At 74.9% G+C, this 14802-nt stretch carries 14 protein-coding genes; 6 read left to right on the forward strand and 8 right to left on the reverse strand.

The genetic code is table 11. The annotated features are described in order from the left end of the window. Nucleotides 1–1735: phosphoenolpyruvate--protein phosphotransferase (locus ACI8AF_RS03385; protein ID WP_456538251.1), on the reverse strand; the 1735-nt coding region annotated here is incomplete at its 3' end. 174 nt (nucleotides 1736–1909) lie between these two features. Here ACI8AF_RS03385 and ACI8AF_RS03390 point away from each other — a divergent pair. From ACI8AF_RS03390 to ACI8AF_RS03405, 4 genes are all read left to right on the forward strand, one after another. Continuing rightward, nucleotides 1910–2677, forward strand: a complete 768-nt coding sequence (locus ACI8AF_RS03390) for a DeoR/GlpR family DNA-binding transcription regulator (RefSeq protein ID WP_456538252.1) — start codon at nucleotides 1910–1912, stop codon at nucleotides 2675–2677. After that, nucleotides 2674–3666 (forward strand): 1-phosphofructokinase family hexose kinase, encoded by a 993-nt coding sequence (locus ACI8AF_RS03395; RefSeq protein ID WP_456538253.1) that lies wholly within the window; start codon nucleotides 2674–2676, stop codon nucleotides 3664–3666. The genes ACI8AF_RS03390 and ACI8AF_RS03395 overlap by 4 nt, the downstream gene beginning before the upstream one ends. 22 nt (nucleotides 3667–3688) lie before the next feature. Next, on the forward strand, nucleotides 3689–5818 hold the full coding sequence (locus ACI8AF_RS03400; RefSeq protein ID WP_456538254.1) for a PTS fructose transporter subunit IIABC: 2130 nt from the start codon (nucleotides 3689–3691) through the stop codon (nucleotides 5816–5818). Between the two features lie 63 nt (nucleotides 5819–5881). Further along, nucleotides 5882–6142, forward strand: coding sequence for an HPr family phosphocarrier protein (locus ACI8AF_RS03405; RefSeq protein ID WP_456538255.1), 261 nt, complete (start codon nucleotides 5882–5884; stop codon nucleotides 6140–6142). Nucleotides 6143–6283: 141 nt separating this feature from the next. Here ACI8AF_RS03405 and ACI8AF_RS03410 read toward each other — a convergent pair whose 3' ends face one another. The 5 genes from ACI8AF_RS03410 to pdhA form a co-directional block, all read right to left on the reverse strand. Further along, nucleotides 6284–6742: an SRPBCC family protein gene (locus tag ACI8AF_RS03410; protein WP_456538256.1), complete on the reverse strand. Its 459-nt coding sequence runs from the start codon at nucleotides 6740–6742 to the stop codon at nucleotides 6284–6286. 128 nt (nucleotides 6743–6870) lie between these two features. After that, complete coding sequence (locus ACI8AF_RS03415; protein ID WP_456538257.1) at nucleotides 6871–8034, reverse strand: AGE family epimerase/isomerase; 1164 nt, start codon at nucleotides 8032–8034, stop codon at nucleotides 6871–6873. A gap of 67 nt (nucleotides 8035–8101) precedes the next feature. Beyond that, a complete protein-coding gene (locus ACI8AF_RS03420; RefSeq protein ID WP_456538258.1) occupies nucleotides 8102–9598 on the reverse strand; it encodes a dihydrolipoamide acetyltransferase family protein in 1497 nt (498 codons plus the stop codon). Continuing rightward, the gene (locus ACI8AF_RS03425) at nucleotides 9598–10575 is read right to left on the reverse strand and encodes an alpha-ketoacid dehydrogenase subunit beta (RefSeq protein WP_456538259.1); all 978 of its coding nucleotides are present in this window, start codon (nucleotides 10573–10575) and stop codon (nucleotides 9598–9600) included. Before ACI8AF_RS03425 ends, ACI8AF_RS03420 begins: the two co-directional genes overlap by 1 nt. After that, nucleotides 10572–11711 carry a pyruvate dehydrogenase (acetyl-transferring) E1 component subunit alpha gene (gene pdhA / locus ACI8AF_RS03430; protein ID WP_456538260.1) on the reverse strand — a complete coding sequence of 380 codons (1140 nt, stop codon included), beginning with the start codon at nucleotides 11709–11711 and terminating at the stop codon, nucleotides 10572–10574. Before pdhA ends, ACI8AF_RS03425 begins: the two co-directional genes overlap by 4 nt. Before the next feature lie 215 nt (nucleotides 11712–11926). On the opposite strand from pdhA, the gene ACI8AF_RS03435 reads away from it, so the two are divergent. Continuing rightward, nucleotides 11927–12403 (forward strand): Lrp/AsnC family transcriptional regulator, encoded by a 477-nt coding sequence (locus ACI8AF_RS03435; RefSeq protein WP_456538261.1) that lies wholly within the window; start codon nucleotides 11927–11929, stop codon nucleotides 12401–12403. On the opposite strand, the gene gdhA is transcribed toward ACI8AF_RS03435, so the two are convergent. Both gdhA and ACI8AF_RS03445 read right to left on the reverse strand, forming a co-directional pair. Then, nucleotides 12400–13752 (reverse strand): NADP-specific glutamate dehydrogenase, encoded by a 1353-nt coding sequence (gene gdhA / locus ACI8AF_RS03440; RefSeq protein ID WP_456538262.1) that lies wholly within the window; start codon nucleotides 13750–13752, stop codon nucleotides 12400–12402. The genes ACI8AF_RS03435 and gdhA overlap by 4 nt on opposite strands. A 177-nt stretch (nucleotides 13753–13929) precedes the next feature. Then, nucleotides 13930–14178 (reverse strand): DUF3253 domain-containing protein, encoded by a 249-nt coding sequence (locus tag ACI8AF_RS03445; RefSeq protein ID WP_456538263.1) that lies wholly within the window; start codon nucleotides 14176–14178, stop codon nucleotides 13930–13932. 55 nt (nucleotides 14179–14233) lie between these two features. On the opposite strand from ACI8AF_RS03445, the gene ACI8AF_RS03450 reads away from it, so the two are divergent. Further along, nucleotides 14234–14746 carry a hypothetical protein gene (locus ACI8AF_RS03450; protein ID WP_456538264.1) on the forward strand — a complete coding sequence of 171 codons (513 nt, stop codon included), beginning with the start codon at nucleotides 14234–14236 and terminating at the stop codon, nucleotides 14744–14746. Nucleotides 14747–14802 lie beyond the last annotated feature (56 nt).

The raw sequence follows: 14802 nt of genomic DNA on the forward strand, positions 1-14802 counted from the left end.
CCCCCCCCCCCCCCCCCCCCCCCCCCCCCCCCCCCCCCCCCCCCCCCCCCCCCCCCCCCCCCCCCCCCCCCCCCCCCCCCCCCCCCCCCCCCCCCGCCGCCGCCTGGCAGGTGGCCAGGTCGACGGTGCCCAGCCGCGCGCCCACCGCGGCCACGGCGGACGCGGCGCAGGACAGCGACGTGATGCCGAGTCCGACCAGCACGACGGCGAGCAGAGGGTCGGCCGCCGCCTCGCCGCACACCCCGACCGGCTTGCCGCTCCGCTGCCCGGCCTCGGCGGTGATCCGCACCAGCTCGAGCAGCGCCGGCTGCCACGGGTCGGTGAGGTCGGCCAGATCGGCCGAGAGGCGGTCGGCCGCGAGCGTGTACTGCGAGAGGTCGTTGGTGCCGATCGACAGGAAGTCGACGTGGTCGAGCAGCCGCTCGGCCAGCAGGGCGGCCGACGGGACCTCGATCATCACGCCGGGCACCAGCCCGCGGCCGCGCACGAGGGCGGCGAACTCGGCCGCCTCCGCCTCGGTGGCCACCATCGGCGCCATCACCCAGGGGGTCGACCCCGTGCGCCGGGCCGCCTGCGCCACCGCGTCGAGCTGGCGCTCGAGGATGCCGGGATCGCGGCGCGCGGTGCGCAGGCCCCGCACCCCGAGCGCCGGGTTGGCCTCGTCGGGCAGCGTGGCGAAGGCCAGCGGCTTGTCCGACCCGGCGTCGAGCGTGCGCAGCACGACCTTGCGGCCCTCGAACGCGGCGAAGACCTCCGCGTAGCCGGCCGCCTGCTCCTCGACCGACGGCTCCTCGGCGTGCCCGAGGAAGGCGAGCTCCGTGCGCAGCAACCCGACCCCCTCGGCGTGCGCCGCCACGGCCGCGCGGGCGCCGGCGCCGTCCTGCACGTTGGCCAGGACCTGCACCGCGTGGCCGTCCTTCGTGGTCGCCGGCCCCTGGTACCCGGCCAGCGCCTCGGCGGCGACGCGCGCCGCCGCCAGGCGCGCCTGCGCCTCCGCCGGCTCGGGGTCGACGGTGACCGTGCCCTGCTCGCCGTCGAGCAGGACCGTCACCCCGGCGGGCACGTCGTCGAGGCCGCCGACGGCGACGACGCAGGGCAACCCGAGCTGGCGGGCGATGATCGCCGTGTGGCTGGTCGTGCCGCCGAGCCGGGTGGCCAGCCCGACGACCCGCGCGGGGTCCAGCCCGGCCGTGTCGGCCGGGGCCAGGTCGTCGGCGAGCAGGACCGACGGCACGTCGGGCACCGGCACGCCCGGCTCCCCCTGGCCGGTCAGCTCGGCCACGATGCGGTCGCGGACGTCGCGGACGTCGGTCGCGCGCTCGGCCATGAGACCGCCCAGGGAGGTGAACAGGTCGACGAACTGCTGGGCCGCCCGGACCGTGGCGACCTCCGCGCCCGCGCCGGCGTCGATCCGCTGCTCGACCGCCGAGAGCAGGCCGCGGTCGCGGGCGAGGCCCGCCGTCGCGGCGAGCACCTCGGCGCTCACGCCGGTCGCCGCCGCCGCCCGGCTCTCCAGCCGCCCGGCCACCGTCGCGGCGGCCGCGGCGAAGCGCTCCTTCTCGGCCGGGCGCCGCTCCTCGGCCACCGGGGGGCCGTCGTCGGCCGGCAGCCGGACGGCGCCGGACGGCCGGACCACGGGGCCCAGGGCGATCCCCGGGACGACGGGGGTACCGGTGAGCACGGCCGGCCCCGAGGTCGGCGGCAGGGAGTCGGTTCCAGGGGCGGTGGTGGGCACGGGGCGCTCCTCCGTGGGGTCTCGGTGGGTGGGGACGCCGTCGTCCGTCGGTGACCAGGGTCACGAACAGGTCTTGACTTGTCAACAGATCGGGCATAGAACAACACCACTCCACACCGAAAGCCACACGACCGGACATCCGGGGTGGCCCGCACCACCGAGGGAGGGGCCGGCATGTACCCCGAGGAACGCCAGCACGCGATCGCCGCGCTGGTGGCCGAGCGCGGGCGCGTCCAGGTGGCCGCGGTGGCCGAGGAGTTCGGCGTGACGACGGAGACGGTCCGTCGCGACCTGGCCGTCCTCGAGCGGGCCGGGATGCTCCGCCGGGTGCACGGCGGCGCCGTCCCGGCCGGTGCCCTCGCCCTGGTCGAGACCGGCCTGGGCGAGCGCCACGGCACCCGCACGGAGCAGAAGCGCAAGATCGCCGCGGCGGCGCTCGACCTGCTGCCCGCGGTCGAGGGCAGCGTCCTGCTCGACGGCGGCAGCACCACGGCCGCGCTCGCCGACGTCCTGCCCGCCGACCGCCGGCTGCTCGTCGCCACCAACTCCGTCCCGATCGCCACCCGGCTCTCCGCCTCGCCGGGGATCACCCTGCACGTGCTCGGCGGGCGGGTCCGCGGGATCACCCAGACGGCGGTCGGCGACACCACCGTCCGCGCCCTCGCCGACCTGCGCACCGACGTCGTCTTCCTCGGCACCAACGGGATCAGCACCGGGCACGGCTTCTCCACCCCCGACGAGGCCGAGGCCGCCACCAAGCGGGCCATGGTCCGCGCCGGCCAGCGCAGCGTGGTGCTCGCCGACAGCAGCAAGCTCGGTCGCGAGCACCTGGTCCGCTTCGCCGCGATCGAGGACGTCGACGTGCTGGTCACCGACGCCGAGGCCGACCCGGCCGCCGTCGCGCAGCTGGAGGACGCGGGGATCGAGGTCGTCGTCGCGTGATCCTCACACTCACCGCCAACCCGAGCCTCGACCGCACCCTGACCCTGCCGGGACCGCTGGAGCGCGGCGGCGTCGTCCGCCTCGGGGCCAGCTCGACCGAGCCGGGCGGCAAGGGCGTCAACGTGTCGCGCGCGGTGGCCGCGGCCGGCACCGACGTCGTCTCGGTGCTCCCGGCCGCCGACGACGACCCGATCGTGGGCGCGCTGCGCGCCCGCGGCCTGCGGCTGGCCACCGTGCCGGTGGACGCCCCGGTGCGCACCAACTACACGCTGGCCGAACCCGACGGCACCACCACCAAGCTCAACGAGCCCGGCGTGCCGCTCGACGACGGCACGCGGGCGGCCCTGACCGCCGCCCTGCACCGGCACGCCGCGGGTGCCCGCTGGGTCGTCCTCTCCGGCTCGCTGCCGCCCGGCACGCCCGTCGACTGGTACGCCGACCTCGTCCGCTCGCTGCGGGACACCGGCGCCCGGATCGCCGTCGACACCTCCGAGGCGCCGCTGCGGGCGCTCCTGGACGCCGGCCCCGACGCAGCCCCGGACCTGCTCAAGCCCAACGCCGAGGAGCTCGCCCAGCTGGCCGGCCTGCCGGAGGCCGCCGTCCTCGCCGACCCGCAGGTCCTGCTCTCCGCCGTCCGCGCGCTGCACGAGCGGGGCGTCACCGAGGTCCTGCTCACCCTCGGGGCCGACGGCGCGCTGCTGTCGGCGCCCGAAGGGCTGTGGTCGGCGCGGCCACCGGCCGTCGCGGTGCGCAGCACCGTCGGCGCGGGCGACTGCAGCCTCGCCGGCTACCTGCTCGCCGACCTCGGCGGCGGCCCGCCGGCCGAGCGGCTGCGCACCGCGGTCGCGTACGGAGCGGCCAGCGCGTCGCTCCCCGGATCCGCCGTTCCCACCCCGGCCCAGGTGGACGGTCCAGCAGTTCGGGTCACGGCCGGGTTCGCCGGCACCAGCACCGCTCCGGTCCCGGCCGCCGGCCGGGACACCCGCTGACCTGTTCCAGGGGGAACGCTCCATGCCCGCTCTGATCACGACCGACCTGGTCGCGCTGGACGCCGACCTGGGTGCCGACAAGGACGCCGTCGTGCGCCGGCTCGCCGCTCTCGTCGCCGGCGCCGGCCGCGCCACCAGCGCCGAGGCGCTGCACGCCGACGCGATGGCCCGCGAGGCCCAGGCGCCGACCGGCCTGCCCGGCGGGATCGCCATCCCGCACTGCCGCTCGGCAGCCGTCACCGAGGCCTCCCTGGCCTTCGCCCGCCTGTCGCCGACGGTGGACTTCGGCGCGCCCGACGGCCCGGCCGACCTCGCGTTCCTCATCGCCGCACCGGCGCACGGGGACGCCGACCACCTGACGCTGCTCACCGCGCTGGCCCGGGCGCTGGTCCGACCGGAGTTCGTCGCCTCCCTGCGCTCGGCGGCCACCCGCGAGGAGGTGGTCGCGCTGGTGCAGGAGGTCGTCTCCCCCGAGCCGGAGCCGGCCGCCGCGCCGGCGTCGGCCCCTGCGCCCGCCGCCGCGCCGCCCGCCGCGGCTGCCGCTGCGCCGCCGCGGCGCAGCCTGGTCGTGGTCAGCGCCTGCCCCACCGGCATCGCGCACACCTACATGGCCGCCGACAAGCTGACCGCCGCCGGGCAGGCCGCCGGCGTCGACGTGCACGTGGAGACCCAGGGCTCCTCCGGCGCCACCCCGCTGGACCCGGCCCTCATCCGCGCCGCCGACGCGGTGATCTTCGCCGTCGACGTCGGCGTGCGGGACCAGGGCCGCTTCGCCGGCAAGCCGGTGGTGCAGAGCGGCACGAAGCGCGCGATCAACGAGCCCGAGAAGATGGTCGCCGAGGCCCTCGCCGCGGCCGAGGACCCGAACGCCCGCCGGGTGCCCGGCGGCGGTGCCGGTGCCGAGACGGCGAGCACCACGGCCGGGCGGCCCGGCGTCGGCTCCGAGATCCGCCGCTGGCTGCTCACCGGCGTGAGCTACATGATCCCGTTCGTCGCGGCCGGCGGCCTGCTCATCGCCCTGGGCTTCCTGCTCGCCGGCTACCAGATCGCCAACACCGACCCGACGTCGGACGGAGGGCTGAAGTACGGCACCAACTGGGTGCTGAACAACTCGCTGTTCGACCTGCCCTCCGCCGCCGGCATCGAGGGCCTCAACGGTGGGCTGGCCGGCTATCTCGGCGCCGTCTGCTACGTCCTCGGTTCTGCCGCATTCGGGTTCCTGGTGCCGGCCCTGGCCGGGTACATCGCGTATGCGATCGCCGACCGGCCGGGCATCGTCCCGGGCTTCGTGGTGGGTGCGGTCTCCCTCACCGTGAGCGCCGGCTTCCTCGGCGGGCTCGTCGGCGGCATCATCGCCGGCTTCGCGGCGCTCTGGATCAGCCGCTGGAAGCTGCCGGCCGGTGTCCGCGGCCTGCAGCCCGTCGTGATCATCCCGCTGCTCGCCACGCTCATCTCCAGCGGCCTGATGGCGATCGTGCTGGGCCGGCCGCTGGCGGCGGCCCTGACCGGTTTGGGCAACTGGCTCAACAGCCTCACCGGCAGTGCGGCGATCGTGCTGGGGATCGTCCTCGGTCTGATGATGTGCTTCGACCTGGGCGGCCCGGTGAACAAGGCGGCCTACGTCTTCGCCACCACCGGCCTCACGGCGGCCATCGAGGGCGAGGGGGGCCAGCAGCAGCTGGTCATCATGGCCACCGTCATGGCCGCCGGCATGGTCCCGCCACTGGCGATGGCGCTCAGCACGGCGATCCGCCCGAAGCTGTACACGCCCGCCGAGCGGGACAACGGCAAGGCGGCCTGGCTCCTCGGCGCCTCCTTCATCTCCGAGGGCGCCATCCCGTTCGCCGCCGCCGACCCGCTGCGGGTCATCCCCTCGATGATGTTGGGCGGCGCGACCACCGGCGCGATCGTGGCGGCCAGCGGCATCGAGCTGCGCGCGCCGCACGGCGGCATCTTCGTGTTCTTCGCGATGAGCAACGCCGTGCTGTTCCTCCTCGCCGTGATCATCGGCGCCGTCGTCGGCGGCGTGGCGGTCACCGTGCTGAAGAGCCTCGGCCGCAGCGACGCCGAGGAGGCACCCGAGGACGCCGTCGACCTCGAGCACGCGCACACCCCCGTGGGCGTCGTCCCCCCGAGCGCGGCGACCACCTGACAGGTGCTCCCCGCCCGGTTACCGTCCCGACCAGCACCGTTCGCGAACGAGGAAGAGGCATCGATGCCCAGTCAGAACGTCACCGTCGGCTCCCGGGTGGGGCTGCACGCTCGTCCGGCCGCGCTGATCGCCGAGGCCGTCGGCAAGTCCGGCGTCCCGGTCACCCTGGCCACGCCGGGCGGCAACCCCGTCGACGCGGGCTCCCCGCTGATGATCATGACGCTGGGTGCCAAGCAGGGGTCCGAGGTGATCGTGAGCAGCGACGACGAGACGGTGCTCGAGCGCATCGCCGGCATGGTCGCCCAGGACCTCGACGCGGACTGAAGGACCCGGCTGCCCCCCACGCGTCGCACGCTCGGCGCGGGACCCTGCAGCCGGGCCGTTCCAGCCACGGACCGACGGCCCGTCCCCTCGGACGAGGGGACGGGCCGTCGTCGTGTCCGCGGCCCCGCAGCGGGCTCTCGCTCAGTCGCGCGGGACGTCGCCGCGCCAGGCGCCGGTCTCGGTGCCGCGGCTCTCGATGAACTCCTTGAACCTCTTGGCGTCCGCCTTCACCTGGCGGTCGTCGAAGCCCAGCGCCGCGCCGGCCTTCTCGACGATGCCCTGCGGTTCCCAGTCGATCTGGATCATCACGCGGGTCTTGTTCTCGTCGAGCTTGTGGAAGGTGACGACGCCCGCGTGCTTGGCCTCACCGCCGGTGGAGGCCCAGGCGACGCGCTCCTCGGGGTGCTGCTCGGTGATCTTCGTGTCGAACTCGCGCTTCACGCCGTCGATGTTGGTGACCCAGTGGGTGTGGGTGTCGTCGGTCTGCGTGATCCGCTCGACACCGCCCATGAACTGCGGGAACGACTCGAACTGCGTCCACTGGTCGTAGGCGACGCGGATCGGGACGTCGACGTCGATGGATTCCTGCACGCTGGCCACGGGTTCTCCTCCTCTTGCTCGGATTCGGGTCGTGCACGACCTACCCAGCCGTTCCGGACCGATAACCTGAAGGACCCTCCTGCCCCCACGGCTCGCACGCTCGCCGCGGGCCTCTGCAGGAGGGCCGATCAGGGGAGCGCCGCGGCCACGCTGCCGCGCACCGGGCGGTCGTCGAGCAGCAGCATCTGGGCCAGGTGGTAGGCGTCCGGCTGACCCGTCCAGGTGCCGTGGCCGAGCTCGCCGGTCGGCGTCAGCTCGTGGTGCCAGCTGCCGGTGGCCGGGTCGGCGAACCGCTCCTCGCCGTGGGCCCGCCAGCGCGCGGCCAGCTCGCCGTAGCGGGGCTCGCCGGTCACCTGCGCCAGCACGCCCGCCGCGGCGACCCCCTCGCAGAGCACCCAGTGCATGCGGGCGCCGACCACCGGCCGGTCGTCCCAGCCGAGCGTGTACGGGAAACCGTCGTGCCCGTCGGCGGCCCAGCCGCGCGTCGCGGCGGCGTCGAAGAGCGCCACCGCGTCGTCGAGCAGCCACCCCGGCGGGTCGGGCAGGGCCGCCCGCAGGTGCAGGGCCAGGCGCGCCCACTCGAACTGGTGCCCGATCGTCACCCCGTACGGGCGGAACGGGTCGGCCGGCCGGTCGTGGTTGAACTCCGGCAGCGGCGTCCAGTCGGCGGTGAAGTGCTCGGGCAGCCGCCAGTCGCGCTCGCGGGCCCAGCCGTGCACCACCCGCTCGACGCTGCGCAGCGCCTGCCGCCGCAGCCGGTCGGCCCGCGGGTCGGCGCCCAGCGCGTCGGCGGCGGCCAGGGTCGCCTCGACGCCGTGCATGTTGGCGTTGGCCCCGCGGTAGGCGTCGCAGGTGCTCCAGGCCGGGTCCCACTCCTCCACCGCCAGGCCGGCGGCGTCGTCCCAGAAACGCTCCTGCCAGATGCCCAGCGCCTCCTCAAGCAGCGCCGGGCCGCCGGGCGCGCCGGCCGTCGTCGCCGTCGCCCCGGCCAGGACGGCGAAGGCGTGCACGTAGGCGGCCTTGGTGGGGTCGGCGGTGCTGGCCGCCCAGCCGCCGTGGGCGCCGTCGTGCAGCGGCCCGCCGGCGAGCGCGGCGACCCCGTGGCGGACCAGTTCGCCCGCCCCCGGCCGGCCGAGCAGCGCCGCCAGCCCGAAGACGTGTGTCATCCGCGCGACGATCCAGGTCTCCTGGCCGCGCGCGAGGTCGACGCTGCCGTCGTCCCGCAGGTAGCCGAAGCCGTCGGGCAGCCGGGAGCGGGCGGCGAAGTCGAGCAGCCGGTCGAGGTCGGTCACGCCGACGATCATGGCGCCGCGACCACCCTCCTCGCTGGATCGGTGGTCACGGCGCCATGATCACGGGTCAGAACGCCAGCGAGATCCCCGGGTCGGACACCATCGCCCCGACGTCGGCCAGGAACCGCGAGCCCAGCTCGCCGTCGATGATCCGGTGGTCGAACGACAGCGCCAGCTGGGTGACCTGCCGCGGCCGGACCTTGCCCTTGTGCACCCACGGCATCTCGCGCACGGCGCCGAAGGCGAGGATCGCCGACTCGCCGGGGTTGAGGATCGGCGTCCCGGTGTCGACGCCGAACACCCCCACGTTGGTGATGGTGATCGTGCCGCCGGTCATGTCGGCCGGCGCCGTCCGGCCGGCCCGCGCGGTGTCGGTCAGGTCGGACAGCGCCCGGGCCAGCTCGACCAGGGACAGCCGGCCGGCGTCCTTGACGTTGGGGACGACGAGACCGCGCGGGGTGGCCGCGGCGATGCCCAGGTTGACCGCGCCGTGGACGACGATCTCCTGCGCCTGCTCGTCCCACGAGCTGTTGACCATCGGGTGCTTCTGCGCGGCGAGCAGCACCGCCTTGGCCACGAAGAGCAGCGGGCTGACCTTGACGCCGGCGAACTCCGGCCGCTCCGCCAGCCGCCGGCGCAGCTTCATCATCCGCGTGACGTCGACGGTCAGGAACTCCGTGACGTGCGGCGCGGTGAACGCGCTGGCCACCATCGCCGCGGCGGTGTGCTTGCGCACGCCCTTGATCGGGATCCGCTGCTCCCCCACCCCGCTTTCGGTGCGGAGAGCGGGCCCGCTTTCCGCACCGAAAGCGGGAGCGGGGGCGGTGGAGAGGGCGGCGTCGACGTCGGCGCGGGTGATCACGCCGCCGTCCCCGGTGCCGACGACGAGCGTGAGGTCGACACCGCGGTCCTTGGCGTACTTGCGCACCGGCGGCTTCGCCAGCGGCCGCGGCCGGCGCTGCCCGTGGGCGGCGGCCCGGGACGGCGCGGCCTCCTCCGCCGCGGCGTGCGCCTCGGCGGCCCGGCCGATCTCCAGCCCGCCGTGGCGCACCGGCTTGGTGGTGATGTCGGGGGCGGTGGCCAGCAGCGGCGGGCGCTCGGTGCCGCCCGAGCCGTAGTCGGCCTGGGGCAGCACGGCCGGCGCGGTCGCCCGCGCGGCCACCGTGGCCCCGGTGCGCCGCGGCCGCCGCTTGGCCTCGGTGTTCTTCGGGCCGTACCCGACGAGCACCGACGTCCGCCCGCCCGGCGCCGGACCGCCGATCAGCCCGGCCGCCGGCTCCGCCTCCTCGGCCGCCGGTGCAGCCGCCGGCGCGGCGTCGCCGCCGAGGTCGATGGTGATGATCGGCGTGCCGACGTCGACCGTCGTCCCGGCCTCGAAGTGCAGCTCGGTGACCGTGCCGGCGTACGGGGAGGGCAGCTCGACGGCCGCCTTCGCCGTCTCCACCTCGCACAGCGGCTGGTTGACCACGACCGTGTCGCCCGGGGCGACCAGCCACTGCAGGATCTCGCCCTCGGTCAGCCCCTCGCCGACGTCGGGCAGTCGGAACTGGCGCAGGTCCGGCATCAGAACCCCAGCGCCCGGTCGACGGCGTCGAGCACCCGGTCGAGGTCGGGGAGGTACTCCTCCTCGAGCTTCGACGGCGGGTAGGGCGTGTCGTAGCCGCCCACCCGCAGCACGGGGGCCTCCAGCGAGAAGAAGCACTGCTCGGTGATCCGCGCGGCGATCTCGGCGCCCAGCCCGAGGGTCACCTGGGCCTCGTGGACGACGACGCAGCGGCCCGTGCGGCGCACCGACTCGAACACCGGGTCCAGGTCGAGCGGCGAGAGCGTGCGCAGGTCGACCACCTCGAGCGAGCGGCCCTCCTCTTCCGCGGCCTCGGCGGCCTGCAGCGCCGTCTTCACCATCGGGCCGTAGGCCAGCACGGTGAGGTCGTCGCCGCCGCGGACCACCCGCGAGGCGAACAGCGGGTCGGGGGTGGCGTCGGTGTCGACCGGCGCCTTCTCCCAGTACCGCCGCTTGGGCTCGAGGAAGACGATCGGGTCGGGGTGGGCGATCGCCTGCTGGATGCCCCAGTAGGCGTCGACCGGGTTGCTCACCGCGACGACCTTGAGGCCCGGGGTGTGCGCGAAGTAGGCCTCGGGGCTCTCGCTGTGGTGCTCGACCGCGCCGATGCCGCCGCCGAACGGGATGCGGATGACGATCGGCATCGCCAGCTTGCCCTTCGAGCGGGCGTGGATCTTGGCGACCTGGGTGACGATCTGGTTGTAGGCGGGGAAGACGAACCCGTCGAACTGGATCTCGCAGACCGGGCGGTAGCCGCGCATGGCCAGGCCGACGGCGGTGCCGACGATGCCGGCCTCGGCGAGCGGGGTGTCGACGACGCGGTCCTCGCCGAAGTCCTTCTGCAGCCCGTCGGTGATGCGGAAGACGCCGCCGAGGCGGCCGATGTCCTCGCCCATGAGCACGACCTTGGCGTCGTCCTCCATCGCCCGGCGCAGGCCCAGGTTGAGCGCCTTGCCGATGGTGAGCGTCTCGGTCACTGCTCCGCTCCCTCGAACGACGCGTGGTAGGCGGCGAACTCCTCGCGCTGGGCGGCCAGCAGCGGGGTCTGCTCGGCGTAGACGTTGTCGAACATCGAGGTGCCCGGCGGATCGGGCATCTCCAGGGTTCCGGTGCGCAGGCGCGCGGCGAACTCGTCGGACTCGGCCTCGACCGCGTCGAAGAAGGCCGGATCGGCGATGCCCGACCGCGACAGGTGCGCCTTGAGCCGGGCGATCGGGTCCCGCAGCTTCCACTCCTCCATCTCGCCGGCCAGCCGGTAGCGGCTCGGGTCGTCGGAGGTGGTGTGCGCGCCCATGCGGTAGGTGAAGGCCTCGATGAACGTGGGGCCCTGGCCGTCGCGTGCCGCGGCGAGCGCTGCCCTCGTCACCGCGAGGACGGCCAGGACGTCGTTGCCGTCGACCCGGACGCCGGGGAAGCCGAACCCGGCGGCGCGCTGGTAGAGCGGCACGCGGGACTGCCGCTCGATCGGCACGGAGATCGCGTACTGGTTGTTCTGGCAGAAGAAGACGACGGGGGCGCTGAAGCTCGCCGCCCAGATCATCGCCTCGTTGACCTCGCCCTGGCTGGTGGCACCGTCGCCGAGGAAGGCCAGGACGGCGGACTCGGCGCTGTCGCGCTGCACGCCCATCGCGTAGCCGGTCGCGTGCAGGCACTGCGCGCCGATGACGACGGTGTAGAGGTTGAAGCCGGTGGCCACGGGGTCCCAGCCGCCGTTGTCGACGCCGCGGAACAGGCTCATCACCTGCAGCGGGTCGACCCCCCGGGTCAGGGCGACCCCGTGCTCGCGGTAGGTGGGGAAGGCCATGTCGTCGTCCTGCAGCGCCCGGCCGGCGCCGACCTGGGCCGCCTCCTGGCCGAGCAGGGAGGCCCAGATGCCGAGCTCGCCCTGGCGCTGCAGCGCCGTGGCCTCGTAGTCCCAGCGGCGGACCAGGACGAGGTCGCGGTAGAGCCCGCGCAGCTCGTCGTCGGACACGTCGATCGGGTACTCGGGGTGCTCGACCCGCTCGCCCTCCGGCGTCAGGAGCTGGACCAGCTCCGGTTGCTGCGGGAGGTGTGGGGCTCCGGCCCCGGGTACCGGGTCGACGACCTCCGTCGCCTGGTCAAGCGCTGTCACAGACCTACTCCTCGCCGTTCGCCGGAGGGCCGGGGTCACCGGCACCCGCGGTGCTGGACGTCTCGTGGCGCCGGGGTGTGGCGCCACTCACACATGGTGACACGACACCCCCGTCCAGGGACAACACCACCTGCGGGCGATGTGCGCAAGGTTCGGTCCCGAGATTGCGCATGATGACTATTAGTAGGACGTCCTCGGATGTCAGACTGAGCAACGTGCCCGAGGTCGACGCCACCGACGCCCGGCTGCTGCTCGCCCTGAACGAGGACCCGCGGGCCAGCGTGATGGCGCTCTCGCAGAAGCTCGGGCTGGCGCGCAACACCGTCCAGGCCCGTCTGGCGCGGCTGGAGAGCAACGGGTCGCTCACCCCGTTCGAGCGCCGGGTGGCCCCCGAGGCGCTCGGCTACCGGCTGCGCGCCTACGTCACCGTGCAGGTGGTGCAGCGCAGCCTGGCCGAGGTCAGCGACGCCCTCGCGCACATCCCCGAGGTGCTCGAGGTGATCGGCCTCTCCGGTGTCGTCGACCTCCTCGTCGAGGTGGCGGCCCGGGACGCCGACGACCTGTGGCGGATCACCGAGCAGGTGCTGGCGATCCCGGGCGTGCAGCGCACCGACACCGCGCTGGCGCTGCGCCGCTTCGTCGACCACCGGACGACGCCGCTGCTCGAGCGGGCCGCCGGCCTGGAGGGCTAGACGAGCCCGAGGTCGTGCACGGCGCCGGCCACCTGCAGGAAGCCGGCCACGTTGGCGCCCAGCACGAGGTCGCCGGGCGAGCCGTACTCCTCGGCGGTCCGGGCGCAGCGGGCGTGGATGTCGCGCATGATCTCGGCCAGCCGCGCCTCGCTGTGCTCGAAGGTCCACCGGTCGCGCGAGGCGTTCTGCTGCATCTCCAGCGCCGAGGTGGCGACGCCACCGGCGTTGGCCGCCTTGCCCGGGGCGAACGCGACGCCACCGTCCCGCAGCACGCGCACCGCCTCCGGGGTCGTCGGCATGTTGGCGCCCTCGACGACGTACCGGCACCCGTTGCGCACCAGCTGCGCCGCCGCGTCGCCGGCCAGCTCGTTCTGGGTGGCACTGGGGACGGCGACGTCGCAGGGGACGTCCCAGATGCTGCCGCCGGCCACGAAGGCGGCGGACGGGACCCGCTCGGCGTAGACCTCGATGCGGGCCCGCTCCACCTCCTTGACCTGCTTGAGGACCTCGAGGTCGATGCCCTTCTCGTCGACCACGTAGCCGCTGGAGTCCGAGCAGGCGATCGCGGTGCCGCCGAGCTGCTGGACCTTCTCCATCGCGTACACCGCGACGTTGCCCGACCCGGAGACGACGACCCGCTGCCCCTCGAGGGACTCCTCGCGCGCGGCGAGCATCTCCGCGGCGAAGTAGACGGCGCCGTAGCCCGTGGCCTCGGTCCGCACGAGGGCGCCGCCCCAGCCGAGCCCCTTGCCGGTGATGACGCCGGACTCGTACCGGTTGGTGATCCGCTTGTACTGGCCGAACAGGTAGCCGATCTCCCGCGCACCCACGCCGATGTCGCCGGCCGGCACGTCGGTGTACTCGCCGAGGTGCCGGTAGAGCTCGGTCATGAACGACTGGCAGAACCGCATGACCTCGGCGTCGGACCGGCCCTTGGGGTCGAAGTCCGACCCGCCCTTGCCGCCGCCGATCGGCATGCCGGTCAGCGCGTTCTTGAAGATCTGCTCGAAGCCGAGGAACTTGACGATGCCCAGGTCCACCGACGGGTGGAACCGCAGGCCGCCCTTGTACGGGCCGAGCGCCGAGTTGAACTCCACCCGGAAGCCGCGGTTGATCTGCACGTCGCCGCGGTCGTCCTGCCACGGCACCCGGAAGATGATCTGCCGCTCGGGCTCGCAGATCCGCTCCACCGTCTTCATCTCGGTGAACTCGGGGTGCCGGTCCAGGACGACGGCGAGGGACTCCAGCACCTCGCGGACCGCCTGGTGGAACTCCGTCTCCCCCCGGTTGCGGCGCAGCACCTCGTCATAGATGTGCTGCACCCGCTCCGGGACCTCGCCGCTGCTCACCCTCGTCGCTCCTCGCGTCCCCGGACGCCGTCGTCTCGGCTCCCAGGAACGGTAGAAGCCGCCGCGGGGCGTGGGCCCACGGGGGTGGGCTGCGGCCACCGGCCAGGTCGCGCGGGCGGCGCTGGTCTCGCTGCCCACGCCGGTGCGGAGTTCCTGCGGCGCCCGGGCTGGTGACCCTCAGCGCGGACGGCGCACGCGCACCGGCCCGCGGGCGGTGGCGACGTCGACGACCTCGCCCCGCTGGGTGACCTCGACCTCGCCGGCGGCCGCCAGCCGGCCCGCCGCCGCCCGGGCGGCCGGCATGAGCTCCCGCCAGCCGTCGGGGTCGACGGCGCGCGCGGCCTCCGAGGGGCAGATCGTCGCCGGCGCGCGGGCGTCGAGCAGCGCCCCGATGGCCCGCTCGAGCCGCCCGTCGACGTCGGTCACGGTGCCCAGCCTGCGGCGGGGGCGTGCGGGCCGCCAGGCGGGGTAGCGGGGGCCCATGGCGAAGCGGACCCCGCTGGGGACGTCCGGGAAGGGCCGCCGCGGCATCACCCCGCTCGGCTGGGTGCTCCGCGGGGCCGCCGCCGGGGCCGCGGCGAGCACCGCGCTCAACGCGGTGACCTACGTGGACATGGCGGTCCGCGGCCGCGGCAGCAGCTCCACGCCCGAGCGGACGGTGGAGACGCTCGCCGAGAAGGCGCACGTGCAGATCCCCGGCGACGAGGAGCACCGGCAGAACCGGGTGCAGGGCCTCGGCCCGCTGACCGGGCTGGTGGCCGGGGTCGGCGTCGGGGTGCTGACCGGCGTCGTCCGTGCGGCGGGTTTCCGGTCGAGCAAGCCGGTGGGGACGGCGCTGACGACGGCGGGGGTGCTGGTCGCCGCGAACGGCCCGATGACCGCGCTGGGCATCACCGACCCGCGGACGTGGTCGGCGACCGACTGGATGAGCGACCTCGTCCCGCACCTGATCTACGGCCTCGTGCTCACGACGACGTTGGACGCCTTCGGGTGAGGGCCCCTGCCCCCCACACTCGCGAGCTCGCGGCGGGACCCTGCAGGGGGACGTTC

The organism is Blastococcus sp. SYSU D00669 (assembly GCF_054050715.1).

Bases quoted from the DNA above. Each gene is read 5' to 3' on its own strand.
- ACI8AF_RS03390 (WP_456538252.1), top strand. From the start codon at position 1,910: ATGTACCCCGAGGAACGCCAGCACGCGATCGCCGCGCTGGTGGCCGAG.
- ACI8AF_RS03400 (WP_456538254.1), top strand. From the start codon at position 3,689: ATGCCCGCTCTGATCACGACCGACCTGGTCGCGCTGGACGCCGACCTG.
- ACI8AF_RS03405 (WP_456538255.1), top strand. From the start codon at position 5,882: ATGCCCAGTCAGAACGTCACCGTCGGCTCCCGGGTGGGGCTGCACGCT.
- ACI8AF_RS03420 (WP_456538258.1), bottom strand. From the start codon at position 9,598: ATGCCGGACCTGCGCCAGTTCCGACTGCCCGACGTCGGCGAGGGGCTG.
- ACI8AF_RS03450 (WP_456538264.1), top strand. From the start codon at position 14,234: ATGGCGAAGCGGACCCCGCTGGGGACGTCCGGGAAGGGCCGCCGCGGC.